The organism is Citricoccus muralis (assembly GCF_029637705.1).
Lineage (GTDB): Bacteria > Actinomycetota > Actinomycetes > Actinomycetales > Micrococcaceae > CmP2.
Map to the genome: position 1 here is coordinate 1,125,739 of NZ_CP121252.1, position 17,905 is coordinate 1,143,643.

Consider the following 17,905-nt stretch of genomic DNA (forward strand, 5'->3'; position numbering starts at 1 on the left):
CGGCTCGTGTAGCGTCACGGGACGTCAGCGAGCGGACTCGCCGTGATCGTCGGACGGCTCTTCGTGCGGGTCGCTGCCCTGAGGCATCGGGGCACCGAACATGGGTGCCGCCGTCGGGCGCTTCGCCGTCGTGTGGTCGCCGGAAGATTGGCCGCGCAATCGTCGCAGCACCCACGGCAACAGGTGGTCCTTCGCCCAGATCGCGTCGGCGGTACGTGCCTGACGCCAGGTTCGTTCTACCGGGGGTTTCGGCTCCAACGGGGAAAGCTGGTGCGGCACGTTCAGGGTGTCGAGAACCATGGAAGCGATGGTGTGATGACCGGTGGCCGAAAAATGCAGCCGGTCCTCGGCCCACATCTCCGGTCGCGTCAGCTCACGCAGTGCCCACATATCGGCGACGACGGCGTCGTGCCGGGCCGCCACCGCCCGCACGTTTTCATTGTAGATGGCCACTTTGCCACGAATCCGCCCCATCACCGGGGTGTCTCGGATATCGGGGCCGTTGAACACGACGACGGTGGCGCCACTGCCCGTCAGGCGCTCGACCACCGCATCCAGCTCGGTGGCGATGACATCGGGATCACCGGAGGGGCGTAGCACGTCGTTTCCGCCGGCGCAGATGGAGATCAGGTCGGGCTGTAGTGCGAGTGCCGGTTCCACTTGCTCGTCGCGAATCTGGCCCAGCAGCCGGCCGCGGATAGCGAGGTTGGCGTACGAGAAGTCCTGATCGGCGGGTACGGTTCGGGCCAGTTCCTCGGCCACGCGGTCGGCCCAGCCTCGGTGGTATTCGGGATGATCGTCGAGGGGTTGGGGGTCGCCGATGCCCTCGGTGAAAGAGTCTCCGATGGCGACGTACCGGCGCCACGGGTGTGGAGTGAGAAGAGCATTCATCTTTCCATTCTGTCATTATCTGTCGTCTTGCCAACTTTCGAGTAACCCCACGATCGGCCAGCGATGCCTGGTGGACCATGGGGTGCAGGTCGATGGTGACGCTGATCTGCGGGCGGGTCGTTCGGGACAGCCTCGGTGGAGTCGGCCGGGGAATCGGTGGGAGAGGCCATGCGCCGGGCCAAGCCGGCAGGCGCCCGGCCTTTACACTGGTGAGTATGGCTGAATCCTGGAACCCCACCGTGCGCTGGTCCCGACCCGAACACGAACGCGAGGGCACCGATCTCCTCGTATTCCTCCACGGCTACGGCGCCAACGAACACGATCTGTTCCCGCTGTCCCAGTACCTTCCGCAGCGCTACACGGTCGCCTCGGTGCGCGCCCCGATGGCCATGGAATTCGGCGGCGTCGTGCAGGGGTACACCTGGTTCCCGCTCGCTCAAGACATGGGATCCGACCCCGCACTCGTGCACCAAGCCACGGTGGACCTGCAGTCATGGGTGGCCGCACAGCGCTCGCAGTTCCGTTCCGTCAGTCTCCTCGGATTCTCCATGGGCATGGTGATGGCTACCTCGCTGCTACGCATGGAACCCACCGCATATGACCGCATCGTGGGACTCTCCGGTTTCGTCATCAATATTGACCCCGACAGCCCCGCTATCCGCTACCCCGTGGATGATGCCCTGCGCTCGTTGTTTCACGACGACGAGGTCGCTGTTGCCCGTCCGAAGGTGTTCTGGGGCCGGGACCCGCAGGATCCCATCATCCCGGTCGAGCAGGTGGACTACGCCCGCAGCTGGCTCAGCGACCATGTAGAGCTCACCGCGGAACAGTATTCCGGCGTCGGGCATGGCATCCACCCCAACGAAATTCAGGACGTCGCCCGGTTTCTCGAGCAGAGCCCCCACGCCGCAGAGTAAGTCCAGCGGTCAGGGACGCGTCATCACCGGTTCACCTTCCGGCCATGATGGCTCCCTAGGGTGAGCGAGTCATTGACTCACCGTGAAGGAGCCCACCCATGTCTTCATTCCGTCACCGCGCGGGCGCTGCCGCCCCGCTGATGGTGCTGGCGCTGGTCGTCACTCCGGCCACCGCGCTGGCCGATACCACCGAACAGCCCGGCACCCCTGACGATGCAGCCGGCGAAACCGCCACGCTGACCCTGCTGAACTTCAACGATTTCCACGGTCGACTCAACGACGACGGTCTGGCGATGGCGAAGAACATCGAGGCCGAGCGCGAGGCCAACCCGAACTCGCTGCTGGTCTCCGCCGGTGACAACGTGGGCGGCACCCTGTTCGTTTCCTCCGCCAGCGACGACAACCCGACCTTGGACTTCCTGAACGTGCTGGGCCTTCAGGCCTCCGCCCTGGGTAACCACGAGTTCGATCAGGGCCGCGAAGACCTGGACACCCGCATCGTGGAGCGCTCCGCGTTCCCGCAGTTGGGCGCCAACGTGCTGGAAGCCGACGGCGAACCGGCCTACGAGCCCTACACGCTGCTGGAGACCGAATCCGGTCACACCGTCGCCGTCATCGGGGCCGTCACCCCTGAGACCACCACACTGGTCAGCCCCGCCGGCATTGCCGATCTGACGTTCGCGGATCCCGTGGAGCATGTGAACCGCTACGCTGAGGCCCTTTCGGATGGCGACGACGCCAACGGTGAAGCCGACATCATCGTCGCCGCTTACCACGAGGGAGTGAGCCAGGCTGATCCGCTCAACGCCCCGATCGTCACCGACACTCACGCCGCCGTGGACGTCATCTTCACCGGTCACACCCACCAGGAGTACATCATCGACGCCCCGGTCCCCGGTGACGCGGAGCGTACCCGCCCAGTGATGCAGTCCGGTGAGTACGCCGACCATCTCGGCACCGTCGACCTGGAGATCTCCGCCGACGGCGAGGTCCTCGGCTACACGGCCGAGAACATTGCCTCCGTGGTGCCCGAGAGCGACGACGAGTACGCCCAGTTCGAGGCGGAGATTGCCGCGAACCCGATGCTGGCCGAGCTCAGCTCTATTATCGACGACGCCGAGGCTGTGGCCGATGAGGTGGGCAGCGTCGAGATGGGCACCATTCAGGATTACGTGACCACCGGCATCCGCGAGGGCGAGGGCGGGATGAACTTCGACCAGCGCGACCTGGAGTCCACCATGGGTCACCTGGTGGCCGACGCCTGGCTGTACGCTGCGAACGAGACCGAAACCGGCGCCGGCGAGGTTGACTTCGGCATCGTCAACCCCGGTGGTCTGCGTGACGAGTTCCCGGGCGGTCTGCGCGGCGACCAGTCGCTTCAGGTTCCGGCCACACTCACCGTGGCTCAGGCCGTGGGTGTGAACCCGTTTGCTAACACCCTGTTCTTGGTGGACATCACTGGTGCGCAACTGCGCGAGACCTTGGAGCAGCAGTGGCAGACTTCGGCCTCCGGTGAAGTCCCGGGCCGTCCGTTCCTGCAGTTGGGCCTGTCGGAGAACGTGCGCTACACCTACACCACCGAGGTGCGCACCTCCGGGGACGACACCGTGGGCCACGACACTCGCGGATCGAACATCGACCAGATCTGGGTCAACGACGTTCCGGTGCTCGACGAGGACGTGTTCACCGTCGCTCTGCCGTCCTTCCTGGCGGCCGGTGGCGACAACTTTCGCGCCCTGGCCAACGGTCATAACCACCGCGACACCGGACTGATCGACACCGACGCGTTCCACAACTACGTGCAGGACGGTCTCGGCGGCGAGGTCGGCCCGCGCTACAACAAGCAGGCCGTGCAGCTGACCGAGCTGGCTGATGAAATTTCCGTCGACGGCGAACTGAGCCTGACCTTGGCCGATCTGGGCGTGCAGTCGTTCGCCGCCCCCGACGCCGGCCAACTGACCGCCGAGATCGCCGCCTACCCCGGTGACGATGCTCACGAGCCGCTGGCGGATGACACCTACCAGTTGTTGGGCACTGTGGCGGTGGATGCCGACTCCGCTTCGGCTGCCGTTTCGCTGAACCTGGCCGAGGCACAGCTGAGCGCCGGCACCCACGTGCTGCGCTTCACCGATGCCACCACTGGCACCGTCGTGACCCGCACCGTCGAGCTGGTGGGTTCCACCGACGACGCCGACAACACCGGTGGCAGTGGGACAGGCGACGTCACTGCCACCCCGACCCCGAGCACCGGCGGCTCGGGCGGTTCCGGCGGTGGTTCGGTTGGTTCGGATGACAACACCGACAACACCGACAACGCCGGTGGCGCCGACAACACGGACGGTGCAGACAACACCAGCGACGCAAAGACTGCCGGCAAGGATCGCGGCGGCGCTCTGGCCGCCACCGGTGCGGAAATCACCGGTCTGGCCCTCGGCGCGCTGCTGATCCTTGGCACCGGCGTCACCCTGTTCCTGGTGCGCCGCCGCAGCGCCCACTGAGCGGAGTAAGACCGGCTCGCTGACGCACCCGCTCCACCGGAGCACAGCAGGGGCCGCCGGAGTTCATCCTCCGGCGGCCCCTGCTGCTGTTGTTTCGTGGTCGGCCGGTCAGTCTTCGTCGTCGTGGGTGATCAGGAGACGTTCCTCACCGAAGACGATCACATCGCCGGGGTGCAGCTGGCGCCCGCGGCGGGTCTCCACTTCGTCGTTCACGGAGACCTCACCGTGCTCGATCACGTGCCGGGCATGCACGCCATCTTCCACCACATTCGCCAGCTTCAGGGCCTGGCCCAGGCGGATCATGTCATCGCGGATCTGGACCGGTTGCGTTTCATCGCTCATGGTCCCATTGTCGCAGGCACGCCGCCTCCGGATCGAGATGAGCAAAACCGGTGCGGCCACGTAGACTGGGGCGGTGACGTCGACTCCGCCGTCACCCCACCTTCGACCCCACGGAAGTGATAGACCTATGGCTGCACCGTCCACTCTCGACCAGGTGATCTCTCTGGCCAAGCGCCGGGGATTCGTGTTCCAGGCCGGTGAAATCTACGGCGGTTCGCGCTCGGCCTGGGATTATGGGCCCTTAGGTGTGGAGCTGAAGGAAAACATCAAGCAGCAGTGGTGGAACACTTTTGTCCGCTCCCGCGCAGACATGGTGGGGCTGGATTCTTCCATCATTCTGCCGCGCGATGTGTGGAAGGCCTCCGGTCACGTGGAGACCTTCACCGACCCGCTGATCGAGTGCACCTCCTGCCACCGCCGCCACCGTCAGGACCACCTGCAGGAGGCCTACCAGGCGAAGAAGGGCAGCTGGCCGGAGACCATGGACGATGTCGTCTGCCCCGACTGCGGCACCCGAGGCCAGTGGACCGAACCGCAGCTGTTCTCCGGGCTTGTCAAGACCTACCTGGGCCCCGTGGATAACGAAGAGGGCCTGCACTACATGCGCCCGGAAACCGCCCAGGGCATCTTCGTAAACTTCCTCAACGTGGTCAACGCCGCCCGCAAGAAGCCGCCGTTCGGCATCGGCCAGATTGGTAAGGCGTTCCGCAACGAGATCACCCCGGGTAACTTCATCTTCCGCACCCGAGAATTCGAGCAGATGGAGATCGAGTACTTCGTGCACCCGGACGAGGCCGGCACCCACTTCGACACCTGGGTGGAAGACTGCTGGAACTGGTTTGTGGACCTGGGCATCAACCCGGACCACCTGCGCAAGTTCGACGTCCCCGCCGACGAGCGCGCCCACTACTCCGACGGCACCATCGACCTGGAGTATAAGTTCGGGTTCCAGGGCTCCGAATGGGGCGAGCTGATGGGTATCGCCAACCGCACCGACTACGACTTGGGTCAGCACACTCAGCACTCGGGCACGAAGATGCAGTACTTCGACCAGGGCTCCGGGGAACGCTACACCCCGTACGTCATCGAGCCCAGCTTCGGTCTGACCCGCTCCATGATGGCGTTTTTGGTGGATGCCTACGCCGAGGACGAGGCGCCCAACACCAAGGGCGGCGTCGACGTGCGTACCGTGCTGAAGCTGGATCCGCGCCTGGCTCCGGTGAAGGCCGCTGTGCTGCCGCTGTCCAAGAAGGAAGAGCTGGCGCCGACCGCCCAGAACCTGGCCGCCGAACTGCGCAAGAACTGGAATATCGACTACGACGAGTCGGGTGCAATCGGACGCCGCTACCGCCGCCAGGACGAGATCGGCACGCCGTTCTGCATCACCGTCGACTTCGACACCCTGGAAGACCAAGCGGTGACGATTCGTGAGCGCGACACCATGAACCAGGAGCGCGTGGGGCTGACCCAGGTGCGGAGCTGGCTGGCGGAGCGCCTGAGCCGATGAGCATCACGCTGCGCCCGTGGCAGGACGGCGACGACCTGCGCTTGTTGGAAATTTTCGGCGACGCCGAGAACCCGCAGCAGCATCAGGACCGGGCGCTGTTGCGGGCGGCATCGGACACCCCTTTCACCCGCTGTCTAGTGGCCGAGGACGCCGGGGTGCCGGTGGCTGCCGCCGTCGTGTCGGCCTCGGCGGTGCACCCTCAGCGGCTCTGGTTCTATGCGGAGACTGCCGCGTCGGAACGCCGTCGTGGGATCGCCACTACGCTGCTGACCGCACTGCGCGAGGAGATCGGCGCGACGTCGGTCGATGTTCCGTCCGCGCTGAAAACGAGGTTCGCCGAGCCGTCCCCGGGTACAGAGGGCTTCCTCACCGCTCAGGGTTTCGCCCCCATCCAGACCTCGCGGCGCGTGGTGGTGGGTCCCGGGTCTCTGGCCGTGCCCGAATTCACCGAGGACGGGCTCCAATTGCAGGACCTGGCCACCGGTTCGGTGGAGCTGACCGGCATGGTGCAGCGTTTCTACGAGGCCACCCACGAGTGGGATCCGGCGCAGGTGAGCCTGGGTCGAATCCAGCAACTCCTGCTCGCGCCCGAGACCGGTGCCGGCGGTGCGGTGGTGCTGCGTGACAGGCCCCAGGCCGCCGGGGGGCGGATTCTCTCCTTTGCGGTGTCCTACTCGGCGATGCGCGACGACGAACACATCACTGAGGTGCTGCTGGGCTGGAACCCGGACCTTTCCGAGACCGAGGCGCAGTTCGCCCTGGCCGGTTTGCTGGCCATGCTCACCACGCAGCACCCGGTGGAGCTGGAAGTGGATGAGTCGATGGTCCCGCTGCTGCCGATCATCGACGGACTGATTCATACTGGTCACGCCCGGGAAACGCTCACCACGAGGATCCTCGCCACCGATGCCTGAGGCGCCGGAACAGCAGGGTCACGAGGGCCACGGGCACGGGTTGCCCGCCGGCCCCTCAGCCGACTGGCTGCTCGGCGGGAGTCGATCGTCCCGGCGTCGGGTCACCGTGGCGCTCACCGCCATTCTGGCCCCGCTGACCGTGCTGCTCATCGGGGCGATGTTCGTGCTCTGGCCCTCCGGGTCTTACCAGGAGCTCTCGCTGGATAATCCGTACGGCACCGCCGAGGGATTCAGCATGGTCAACTCCACCGTCACCGACACGCTGCCCCGGGACTGCACCGGCCAGACCGGAGTGCTGGATACCTCCCAGGGCACCACCACCCAGATGCCCGACGGCACGGAGCTGTCCTGCATCTACGCCGTCGTCGATGTGGACGACAGCGCGGATCTGCCCGCGGACAGCCACGAGCAGGCCTATGTCGAAATTCCTCCGGACATCACCGCCTCTATGGACGTGGAACCCGGCGACCGGCTGCGCGTGATTATCCTGAACGGGCTCTCCGAGATCGACGGGTACGAGGAAGCGGTGTTCGTCGACTTCCAGCGCACCGTGCCGGTGGCGTTGCTGGCCGGACTCTACGCGCTCGTCGTGTTGGCGGTGGCTCGGTGGCGGGGCCTGCGCTCGATCATCGGGCTGGTGCTATCCTTCGGCGTTATCTTCGGATTCATGATTCCGGCTCTGCTGGAGGGTGGACCGCCGCTTTGGGTAGGCCTGGTGGGTTGCTGCCTGATCATGGTGGTGGTGCTCTACTTTGCCCACGGTTTCTCGTTACGTACGACGACGGCGCTGCTCGGCACCCTGCTCGGGCTGGGGTTGACCGCGCTGCTGGCCCTGTGGGGGACCGAAGCTGCCTATCTCGTGGGCCTGGGGGAGGAATACTCCTATATTCTGGCGTCCGTGGTGCCGGAGGTTCGGCTGTCGGGCATCGTGCTGTGCGGCCTGCTGATTGCCGGACTCGGGGTGCTCAACGATGTGACCATCACCCAGTCTTCGGCGGTGTGGGAGCTCCAGGCGGCGAACCCGAGGACGTCTTCACGCGAGCTGTTTGCCGCGGGGATGCGCATCGGTCGTGACCACATCGCCTCCACCGTGTACACCATCGCGTTCGCCTACGCGGGGGCGGCGATGCCGGCGCTGATGGTGATTTCGCTGTACGACCGGTCCCTGCTGGAGACCTTGACCTCGGGGGAGATGGTCGAAGAGGTGGTGCGGATTCTGATCGGCTCGATCGGGCTGGTGCTGGCGATCCCGATCACCACCGGCATCGCCGTCGTCGTTGCCAAAGCCGTGGCCCAGGATGACGCGCATCCTGTGCCGTCACCGGATGACGAAATTCAGGCGCCGAGGCCTTCCGGCCCGTCCAGGTCATAGCTCCAGGTCCAGCCACCGTCGAGCCACCAGGGGCGGAATGCGATCTCACCGGCCCGGTCGGATACCTCCAGCACGACCACGCCCTGCACCGATTCTCCAGGGCCGATCTGGCTGGGGAGCTGTTCGGACGACGACAGGCACATCATGGTGGCAAAGCTTTGTGCGTCGTTCATCCGCTGACCATCGGCGCCAAACGAGATCCATTCATTGGTCAGGTCGATTTCACCGTAAAGCTCATCCCACGAATCCTGATGCTCTCCCGAAGCAGGCTGCGTGATGGCTGTGATGTCTACGGCAATGAGCCTGTTGCCTTCTGCTGCTAAATCATCGGGCGTCCAGAGGGGGTCGGTGCATTCCGTTTCTTCAACGCTGTCGACGGTGAAGGAAATCGTGGGCGACTCAGCGTCGATATTTCCCACCCCAGCGGGTTCGCCAATCTCCTTGATCAGGTCCCCGCGGTCGTTACGGGCCGGTGGGGTGGGAGAAGGTGTTTCCGGTTCCTGAACGGTCTCGACGGACGGGGCGTTTGCTGGAGTGGTCTCGTCCGCTGCATCAGACGAGCAGGCGGTGAGTGCGATAAAGCCGATAGAGAGGGCCGCGAGTGCCCCACGACGACAGAACATGATGCCTCCACGTGGCGAAAATTTGGCGTGTGAGTAGGTGAGCGAGTGATGGTGAGCAAACTCTGATTCCATGATCGCCTCACGGAATGACACGTTGAGAATCCTGCACCTAAATGACGAGAAACGCCCCGCCCGACGAGGCATCGCGCGAAACTAGTGACGCGGAGTAGTGTGGATCACAGTCCACCTTTCACTACTTTCCACTTCTTTTCACTGAAGGAGTCGCTATGAGCCAGGCAGCGTACATCGTCGAAGCGGTGCGGACCCCGGTGGGTCGCCGCAAGGGCGGCCTCTCCCAGGTTCATCCGCTGGATTTGGCAGCGACTCCGATCCGGGCGCTGATCGAGCGTCTCGGCGTCCACACCGACGACTACGACGAGGTGATTCTGGGCTGCATCGATCAGATCGGCCCGCAGTCCTTCGACATCGCACGCAACGCCTGGCTCGCCGCGGGTGGGTCTGAGGGGGTGCCCGGCACCACCATTGATCGGCAGTGCGGATCCGGCCAGCAGGCGGTGCACTATGCGGCGCAGGCGGTGATGTCTGGGACCGCGGATCTGGTGGTGGCCGGCGGCGTGCAGGCCATGTCCACGGTGCCCCTGGGCGCGGCCAACGTCATCATGAAAGATCAGGGATTCCCCACCCCTTTCACTGGGTCAACATCGTGGGACGAACGCTACGGTGACCAGGAGATTTCGCAGTTCCGCGGTGTGGAGATTATTGCGGAGCGCTGGGGCATCACCCGCGATCAAGCCGAGGCCTTCGCGATGGAATCGCACCGTCGTGCCTTGGCTGCGCAGGCGGCGGGGGTGTTCCGTGACGAGATCGTGCCGGTCGGCGAGCTCCGCGACGATGAAGGTCCGCGCGAACCGAACCCGGAGAAGATGTCGCAACTGGAGCCGATCCGACCCGGCGGAGTGCATACGGCGGCCTCGGCGTCGCAGATTTCCGACGGGGCCGCGGTGCTCGCCATCGCGTCGGAGCGGGCGGTTGAGGAACATGGGTTGAGGGCTCGCGCCCGGATTCACCATATTTCGGCACGCGGCGACGACCCGGTGGCCATGCTGACCGCCCCGATCCGGGCCACCCGGTACGCCCTAGAAAAGACGGGGATGTCGATCGACGACTTTGACACGATAGAGATCAATGAGGCCTTCGCCGCGGTGGTGCTGGCGTGGCAGCAGGAGCTGCAGCCGGACCCGCAGAAGGTCAACCCCCAAGGGGGAGCGATCGCGTTGGGGCATCCGATCGGTGCTACCGGTGCGCGGCTGATGACCACGCTGTTGCACACCCTGGAGTCCATCGGCGGACGATTCGGACTGCAGACGATGTGTGAAGGCGGCGGTCAGGCCAACGTCACCATTATTGAGCGGCTCTGACGGCTGCTCGCCGACCGGCTCAGCGGTAGGTGGAGGGCCAGTCGGTGCGCAGCCGTACGATGCGCCCGTTGGCCTGACGCTGTAGGCGCCCCGAGACCAAACCCTCGCGAATGCCATCCTGTAGCTGGTGCTCCACTTTGCGGCGCCCCGAGCCACCGAAGAGATTCTGCGGGACGGAATCGCCCAGGATCTTTTGCATGCCTTCGGGCAGGCTCTCGATGCCTCGGTGGATGGACTTGTTCAGACCGTCGTTGAGTCCCTGCGTCCAGGTCGCGGCGCCGCGGGAGGTGATGTCCATGCGCTGCTTGAGTTGCTCGAGCAGTTCGTCTTCGGTGAGCCCGCGTTCGTCGTCGAGAATCACCCAGGCCGCGTTCGCCACCTCGATGGCCGGTGCTTCGTGGAGTGCAAGGTCTGCGCTGCGGCCGAAGGTGCGGAAGGTGCCCCAGTGCTCCACCGTGATGGCGGCGGGCCAGAGGATGCCGTGCTGGTCGGCGCGGTAGCGTCGGGTGACGATCAGCTGCTCGAGTGCTTTTTCGGCTCGTTTTCCGGCGGTGTACCCGCCGCGCTGCTTGACCGCCTGTATGACGGCGTCGCGGTGGACCGGGAAGATCGCGTCCAGAAAGGACTTCAGGGCGGGAACGCCCGAGACGTCATCCAGGGCCGGCACCGGCGGGAAGACGGCGGGCCGACCCCAGCGGTGGTCCAGCATGAACTGGGCGTGGGGCAGTCGGTGGTCACCGGGGCGGGTCCACCCGGTCATCCGCACGGCGCGGTCCGTCTCGGTGTAGGCGTCTTCGAGCTGCTCGACCACCAGCTCATAGCGTTCAAGGTCGGTCTCTGAGGGCGCGAGCCGGGACGCAGAGTCGGCGGGAGCTTCGAGCGCTTTCTGTATTTTTTTCTGCTGGCCGGCGGTGGCGGCCGGGGTGTTTCGTTCCAGTTCGGCGCGACGCTGCTGGGCGCGTTTCAGGGTGCTGGAGAAACCGCGGACCAGGGGATTGGACCTGTCCAGCCAGCCGGGGGCGGCCAGCGCCCGGTGCGGGTCGGTTTCGACCTGAGTGGAGTCCACGGTGACCCGGTCGAAACGCTGGTCGAGGGCGCGCCAGCGCTGCTGCCGATCCGTGAGCTTTCTGCGGTTCATCGAGGTGACCGACCCCCATCCGAGGAGTATGGCGAGGGAGATGAGAAGCGGGATGAGCCAGAGTTCCATGCTCTCCTGTGCCGTCCCTTCTCTCACGGCGGTGCCGTGGGTGTGCAGATGTTTGTCTCAGGTTATCAAGGCCGTGTTAGGTGGCGTTGTTCCGGTAAGTGCCTGGCCAGCTACTTCGGCCCCGTCCGATGGTGCCGTCAATGCGGCGCTGTAGCCGACCGGTCAGCATTCCGGTGTGCACAGCGTGGGCGACCAGCCGGTCCCAGTGGGCGGTGCGCCGGCTGGGGGACTCGCCGCGACGGCTGGTGGGTAAGCCGTTCGGATAGTCGGTGAGCTCGAGGTGCTCCTTCAACTGCTCGGTGATGTCCTTTTCCGTCATGGACTCGCCGTCGAGCATCACCCAGATGGCGTTGGCGATCTCGACCGGAGAGGTGTCGAAGACGCTGAGATCTGCTTCCGGTCCAAAGGTGCGGTGCACGCCCCAAGAATCGACGTCGACCCAGCGTGGCCAGAGGAAACCGTCGGCATCCTCGGTGACATGGGGCATCAGTAGGTCGGTGAGTTCCTTACCTCGGACCGGTCCGACACCCCGGGCCCGCAGGGCTTGCAGGGCATCGGTGCGGGTGATCGGGAAGACCTCCTCGATGAAACGGCGCACATTCTCGGAGCTGTGCTCGCCGTCGAGCACCACCCGGGCAGGCAGGAGAGCGGGTTCGCCCCAACGGTGGTCCAGGAGGAACTGCGGGTGGGGTGCATTCTCGTGATCGTGATGCGCCCAGCCACTGAGCCGCAGTGCCTGGTCGATCTCCTCAAAGGTGGCCGCAAGGTCTTGAATGATGTCCTCAAAAGAGGAGAGCTGCTCGTCGGATACCCGTGATGGCGTCCACGTGCTGGGGACGGGGTCGGGCGACCTGCGGGGGCCGAAGAGCAGTGCCGCACGCCGATCCTGGGCTCGGGCGACAGCAGTGGCGTAGGAGCGCACCAGTGGACTAGAAGAATCGAGCCAGCCCGGGGTGGTCAGCGCTTGCTGCGGGTCTGATTCGTGCCGCTCGACGTGGGTGCAGAGGGCTTGGAAGCGGTGATCCAACGCAGCCCACCGTTCGCGGTTGACTTGTTGCGCCTGGGCCGCGGCCATCCAAGAGATGAACCCCCAGATGGCCAACCCGAGGACGATCACTCCGAGCACGATGTACCAGTATTGAATGATGTACCAGTATTGAATGATGAGCCCGAGTAGCACCATCACCACGATGATGGCGAAGCACCCGCTGCCGCCTCCTCCGCCCTTCATGGGGTGTCCTTCCGTTCACGAGAGATGTGGATACCGTGATTCTTCCCGTTCGATAGGACACGATAAAGATCTCGGGTGAGCGACGTGGTTGGGCTCTACTTCCAGCCCAGCAAGCGGAACACTTCAACCCAGCCCTCGAAGAGATGACGGTTAAACTCGACGCCGAGCTGATTCGGATTGGCGAAGAGTACCCAGTCGGCGGCCTGCACCGCCTCGTCTTGGCTGAGCATCTCGGCCAGCTGTTCCACCGTCCCGGTGTAGGTAGGTCCGGAACGGGCCGGGCTGCCGTCCAGGTATCCGGCGGAGTCGGAGAGTTCACGACGTCGACTGAATCGCATCTCATCCTCGGCCGAGCGGATCGGGAACATCGAGCGCGTGACCGCGGTGGCGCCGCCGGTCGTCAGCCCGGATTCGGTGTATGCCTCGAGGTAGCGGGCGATCTGGTCGGCCTGCTGGACGTGGAACGGGCGGCCGTCATCCTGCAACAGCAGCGTGGAGGAGAGCAGATTGTAGCCCTGTTGACCGGCGACGATGCCGGACGAGGTGGAACCGGATCCCCACCAGAGTCGATTCAGCAGCCCGGGGGCCTGCGGTTGCACGTTCAGGCGCTCGGCCCCGTGCGGCGCCCAGCCGGAGGAAGGGTCGGCATGGGCCACCGGGGCGCCGGACAGTGCCTCGCGAATCCGCTGACCACGTTGCTGAGCCACCTGGTTCCAGGTCTGTCCGGGTTCCAGGTCGTAACCGAACTGGTGCTGGCCGTCGCGGGCGGCCTCCGGTGAGCCTCGGGACACGCCGAGCTCGAGTCGGCCCCCGGCGATCAGATCGGTCGTCGCAGCTTCTTCGGCGAAGTACAGGGGATTCTCGTAGCGCAGGTCGATGACGCCGGTGCCTAGATGAATGGTGGAGGTCCGGGCCGCCATCGCCGCCAGGGTGGGGAACGGCGCAGAGAGCATGTCCTGGAAATGATGGGAGCGGATCCAGGCGCCGTCGAGTCCGACCTCTTCGGCGGCGACCGTCATCTCGATCTGATCGTGCAGCGTGGCGGCGGCGTCGGGGGAGCGGGAGCCCGGCGCGTGCTTCCAGTGTCCGAAATTCAGGAAGCCGAGTTTTTTGGTCGTCTCAGTCATACTCAGCGCAACCCTTCAAAACTGAAGAGTATTCCCGTCGGGCGCGACGGTGAGGCGTTTCTGTCGTTCACGGCAGAATTCGTTGCCTTCGATGTCTTGCATGACAACACAGGATTCGTTTTCGTCGTCTGCTGGCCAAAAGCGAAGGCGACGTGCCCCCAGTGCTTCAAGACGGGTTGCTTCAGCCTGGAGCGCGGCCTTCCCAAACCCCGCTACCTGGCCGGGCGCTTCGCAGTCGAAGGTCATCTGCACGTGCTTTACGGCATTCATGATGATCAGCGTATTCCTCGGTGCGTTGTGCACGGAGCCTCTATCCAGCGGGAGGTCCGAAGACCGACGTGTTCTAGCACCCCGCCGTTTCGACGTCGTACGCGGTGAGAACCACCGTCGTCAGACCCCTGAATGTGTTCGTTTCATTGCGAGCGAGGCGGGTGGGGGCGATTTGGCGCACCGTCGACCGGCGTGTATCGTTTACACCTGTAAATGACTGACAGGTGTAAAGAAGGCGGGGATGAGTGTGAGCGCGATGCCGGATCATGATGGTCTGAATGAGGCGGCCACGAGTCCGACGACGATGGACGCTATCGTGGACGTTCGACTGCGGCGCTCCCGGGACGCGATGATTCGTGCTGTCGACGGTCTCATTGCTGAGGGGGTCGGTCTGGAGTCGATGTCCGTGACCGACGTCGTGCGTCGGGCCGGGGTATCTCGACCGACCTTCTACAAACAGTTTGCGGATGTCGCGGAGCTGCTACGCGCCTCGGCCATGACGCGGATGACCGCCATGCTTGAACGGGCTGTGCAGCAGCGCAGCGACGCATCGTGGTCCGAGTTCATGACGCACACGTTCTCTCGGCTGCTGACCGAGCTGATCTCTGACAGTCCCTACTACCTGACGGCGCTCGAGGCTTCACCGGAGCTGCTGAGCAGAGAGGTGACCAGACTGATCGCCGACCGGCTGCTGTGCCATTCGCCGCTCGCGGAGGAGCTGCAGCGCCGGCCCGGACCGGTGACTCCACGACAGCGTGCGGAGTTTTTGGCGGCCGGAACGGTCTGGCAGGCGCGTACCTGGCTGCAGTCCCGCCGCTGGGCAGAACTGACCCCGCAGCAGCTGGACGAGGCCGTGCAACAGGAAATGACAGTCCTGGCCACCTTGCTGGTGGACACCGCCGGCGTCGATCTGGACGTTGCCGAACCAGCCGTAAGGGAGAGCCGATGATGCTGGAGAGAATCCGTTCCATTCCCGCGTCCGTCTGGATCAAGACCGTTGTGGTGCTTACCGGGATCTCCCTGGTTCCGCTGATCTATGCTGGCGCGCTGACCTGGGCCAACGAGGATCCCATGGACCGGCTGGACCAGATTCCGGCCGCCATCGTGAACCTGGATGCTCCCGCTACCCAGCCGAGCGCCGCCGGGACGAGCGGGCAGGACCAGGACGCCACCACGCTGACGCTCGGCGAGGACCTCACCCAGGAGCTGCTGGACTCCGAGGAGTCGCAGAACTTCGACTGGACCCAGATGAGCGCCGACGACGCCGCACGGGCGCTGGAGGAGGCGGACATCTACGTCGTGCTGACCATCCCTGAGGACTTCTCCGCGGCGGCGGCCTCGCTCGGGGCGGACGACCCACGGGATGCCCTGTCATCGAAGCTGGAGATCACCGCCAACGACGGCACCAACGTCATCGCCGGCAACATGGCCAACAGTGTGGGGCGGGTGGTGGCTGACACGGTGCGCTCTCAGGTCTCCGAGGAGTATCTGGAGAACATCTACGTCGGATTCACCACGATCCACGGTCAGGTGTCCGACGCCGCCGATGGTGCCACCGAGCTCGCCGACGGCGCCTCCGACGCCGAAGGAGGCTCGGCCGAGCTGGTGGTCGGCCTCAACGAGCTCGGCTCGGGCGCGTCCTCTCTGGCCTCCGGGGCTGCCGAGCTGGCCACCGGAGCCAGCAGTGCCCACGACGGCGCAGCGCAGCTGGCCACCGGCAGCGCCGCACTGGATGAGGGCGCCCACACCCTCAGCAGTGGAGCGCAGCAGCTCTCCGGAGGACTCTCCACGCTCTCCGATGGTGTCCAGGACGCCGACGACGGCGCACAGACCCTCGCCAGTGGCATGGTCGAGGCCGATGATGCCGCCCAGCAGTTGTCTTCTGGGCTCAGCGAGATTAACTCCTCGGTGTCCGGGCTGCCCGATACCCTCGATGCGTTCGTCGAGGAAGCGCAGGGGTTTGCGGACGCCGGCAGCGAGCTGGTCGACGGTCATGAGCAGATCCGTGAGAGTGCGGACGTGGTGACCTCGAGCAGTGCCGACGCCGCAGAGCGCATCGACGCCGCGACCTCAGCGGCGCAGGGGGTCAAGAGTCAAACCTCCACATTGGCGGCCTCAGCCGATGAGGTGGTGGCCGGGCTGCAGAACTGGGACACCCTCTCTGAGGCACAACGGGACGAGGTGCTCTCCGGCGCGCAGCAGCTGGCCGGGGGATTGAATGACGTCGATGCTGGCGTCGGTGAACTGCTCGGCACCGAGACCTCCGGAACCGGACTCGCCGGGGCGCGGGACGCCTCCGACCAGGTGCGCCAGAGCGCCGCAACGATCTCCTCCGGCGTCGACGAGGTGCGCGACGGCATAGAGTCGCTGACCACTGGTTCGGCGAACCTGGACGAGCTGGTCGAGCCGGTCAGCCAGCGCCTGACCACGCTGACCGATGCCATCGCCGCCGCCGACGACGGGTCGTCGCAGCTCGCTGACGGCACAGCACAGCTGCGCTCGGGAGCATCCGCGCTCGCCCAAGGCACCTCCGAGCTGCGCTCCGGCGCGGCCTCAGCGGATACGGCCTCGACCCGACTGGCCGACGGTGCCTCCGAGCTCGCCGCCAACACCTCCACCCTGGCCCAGGGGGCCGGCGATCTCTCCGAGGGCGTCGGTCAGCTCGATGCCGGTGCCCAGCGCCTGGCCGAGGGCAGCGCTACCCTGGCGGAGTCCCTCGGCACGGCCGAGGGTGGCGCCGCGGAACTCAACACCGGGCTGGGGCAGCTGTCCACCGGAGCCGACCAGCTCGAGGACGGGCTGGTCTCCGGGGCGGAGGAGATCCCGATGTACGGTGATGCCGACGCCGCGCATCTCTCCGGGGTGGCCGCGGACCCAGTGACGGCGTCGATGTCCCGGGCCAACGAGGTACCCGCGCTCGGCTACGGCATGGCTGCGTACTTTGTGCCGCTGGCCCTGTGGATCGGCGGGCTGAGCTTCTACCTGATGTTCCCCGCGCTGCGGGCTCGGGCCATCTACTCCCGCATGCGCTCCTGGCTCATCGGTCCCGTCAGCCTGCTGCCCGGCGTGGCGATGGGGGTGCTGCAGGCGCTGCTGGTTTGGTCGATGCTGCGTTGGGGACTCGACATCGCCCCCGCCCAGCCAGCGGGTCTACTGGGGATGATGCTGCTGATCAGCCTCACCTTCGTCACCTTCAACCAGGCGCTGGTCGCACTGCTGGGCAGCCCGGGCAGATTCGTCGGGCTGATCCTGCTGGTGCTGCAGCTGGCCGCGGCCGGGGCCACCTATCCGGTGCAGACGGCGGCACCCTTCTTCCAGGCCGTGCACTCCTGGCTGCCCATGACTCATGCGGTCAACGCAGTCCGCTCGTTGATTGCGGGCGGCGGCTACGGTGTCGGCCACGCCGTGGTCGTGCTGCTGCTGTGGTGTCTCGGTGCTCTGTCCGTCACGGTTGCCGCCGGGGTGATCCAGCGTCGTCGCCATGATCGTGGCGCCGAGGTGGAAGAGGGATCGGAATCAGTGGGCATGTCGCTGATCGAGGCGAGCCTCGCGGGCCGACGGCCCGTCACCCGCGGCTGAATCATCCCGTCGGCGCGGAATCCTGGCTACACTTCCACTGGAAGTTGA

General features: G+C 65.6%; 15 protein-coding genes. 8 read left to right on the top strand and 7 right to left on the bottom strand.

Features of this window, described 5'->3' with window-relative positions:
* Positions 1-24: 24 nt before the first annotated feature.
* Positions 25-891, bottom strand: coding sequence for an SGNH/GDSL hydrolase family protein (locus P8192_RS05150; protein ID WP_278159049.1), 867 nt, complete (start codon positions 889-891; stop codon positions 25-27).
* 215 nt (positions 892-1,106) lie between these two features.
* Between P8192_RS05150 and P8192_RS05155 the strand changes: the two genes are divergently transcribed.
* Positions 1,107-1,808: an alpha/beta hydrolase gene (locus tag P8192_RS05155; protein WP_278159051.1), complete on the top strand. Its 702-nt coding sequence runs from the start codon at positions 1,107-1,109 to the stop codon at positions 1,806-1,808.
* Positions 1,809-1,906: 98 nt separating this feature from the next.
* Entirely contained in the window at positions 1,907-4,306 is a 2,400-nt protein-coding gene (locus P8192_RS05160; protein WP_278159053.1) for a bifunctional metallophosphatase/5'-nucleotidase, read from the top strand.
* A 108-nt stretch (positions 4,307-4,414) separates the two neighbouring features.
* Here the strand turns inward: P8192_RS05160 and P8192_RS05165 are convergent, their stop codons facing one another.
* Positions 4,415-4,648, bottom strand: a complete 234-nt coding sequence (locus P8192_RS05165; protein WP_278159055.1) for an RNA-binding S4 domain-containing protein — start codon at positions 4,646-4,648, stop codon at positions 4,415-4,417.
* Positions 4,649-4,775: 127 nt separating this feature from the next.
* Between P8192_RS05165 and P8192_RS05170 the strand changes: the two genes are divergently transcribed.
* From P8192_RS05170 to P8192_RS05180, 3 genes are read left to right on the top strand one after another with little or no spacing between them, the layout of a single operon-like run.
* On the top strand, positions 4,776-6,155 hold the full coding sequence (locus P8192_RS05170) for a glycine--tRNA ligase (RefSeq protein ID WP_278159057.1): 1,380 nt from the start codon (positions 4,776-4,778) through the stop codon (positions 6,153-6,155).
* Entirely contained in the window at positions 6,152-7,069 is a 918-nt protein-coding gene (locus P8192_RS05175) for a GNAT family N-acetyltransferase (protein ID WP_278159059.1), read from the top strand. Before P8192_RS05170 ends, P8192_RS05175 begins: the two co-directional genes overlap by 4 nt.
* Positions 7,062-8,441 carry a YibE/F family protein gene (locus tag P8192_RS05180; protein WP_278159061.1) on the top strand — a complete coding sequence of 460 codons (1,380 nt, stop codon included), beginning with the start codon at positions 7,062-7,064 and terminating at the stop codon, positions 8,439-8,441. The genes P8192_RS05175 and P8192_RS05180 overlap by 8 nt, the downstream gene beginning before the upstream one ends.
* Here the strand turns inward: P8192_RS05180 and P8192_RS05185 are convergent.
* The gene (locus P8192_RS05185) at positions 8,405-9,208 is read right to left on the bottom strand and encodes a hypothetical protein (protein ID WP_278159064.1); all 804 of its coding nucleotides are present in this window, start codon (positions 9,206-9,208) and stop codon (positions 8,405-8,407) included. The genes P8192_RS05180 and P8192_RS05185 overlap by 37 nt on opposite strands.
* Before the next feature lie 83 nt (positions 9,209-9,291).
* Here P8192_RS05185 and P8192_RS05190 point away from each other — a divergent pair, with 83 nt between their 5' ends.
* Positions 9,292-10,443 (top strand): acetyl-CoA C-acetyltransferase, encoded by a 1,152-nt coding sequence (locus P8192_RS05190; RefSeq protein WP_278159066.1) that lies wholly within the window; start codon positions 9,292-9,294, stop codon positions 10,441-10,443.
* Positions 10,444-10,462: 19 nt separating this feature from the next.
* Here the strand turns inward: P8192_RS05190 and P8192_RS05195 are convergent, their stop codons facing one another.
* The 4 genes from P8192_RS05195 to P8192_RS05210 all read right to left on the bottom strand — a co-directional run bounded on the left by P8192_RS05195 (position 10,463) and on the right by P8192_RS05210 (position 14,311).
* Positions 10,463-11,650, bottom strand: coding sequence for a hypothetical protein (locus tag P8192_RS05195; protein ID WP_278159068.1), 1,188 nt, complete (start codon positions 11,648-11,650; stop codon positions 10,463-10,465).
* 76 nt (positions 11,651-11,726) lie between these two features.
* Positions 11,727-12,881, bottom strand: coding sequence for a hypothetical protein (locus P8192_RS05200; protein WP_278159070.1), 1,155 nt, complete (start codon positions 12,879-12,881; stop codon positions 11,727-11,729).
* A gap of 95 nt (positions 12,882-12,976) precedes the next feature.
* Positions 12,977-14,008 carry an LLM class flavin-dependent oxidoreductase gene (locus P8192_RS05205; protein WP_278159072.1) on the bottom strand — a complete coding sequence of 344 codons (1,032 nt, stop codon included), beginning with the start codon at positions 14,006-14,008 and terminating at the stop codon, positions 12,977-12,979.
* 15 nt (positions 14,009-14,023) lie between these two features.
* A complete protein-coding gene (locus P8192_RS05210; RefSeq protein ID WP_278159074.1) occupies positions 14,024-14,311 on the bottom strand; it encodes a VOC family protein in 288 nt (95 codons plus the stop codon).
* 208 nt (positions 14,312-14,519) lie between these two features.
* On the opposite strand from P8192_RS05210, the gene P8192_RS05215 reads away from it, so the two are divergent.
* Together P8192_RS05215 and P8192_RS05220 are read left to right on the top strand one after the other, a co-directional pair.
* Positions 14,520-15,227: a TetR/AcrR family transcriptional regulator gene (locus P8192_RS05215; RefSeq protein ID WP_278159076.1), complete on the top strand. Its 708-nt coding sequence runs from the start codon at positions 14,520-14,522 to the stop codon at positions 15,225-15,227.
* Entirely contained in the window at positions 15,224-17,857 is a 2,634-nt protein-coding gene (locus P8192_RS05220; RefSeq protein WP_278159077.1) for a YhgE/Pip domain-containing protein, read from the top strand. The genes P8192_RS05215 and P8192_RS05220 overlap by 4 nt, the downstream gene beginning before the upstream one ends.
* The last annotated feature ends 48 nt before the right edge of the window (positions 17,858-17,905 follow it).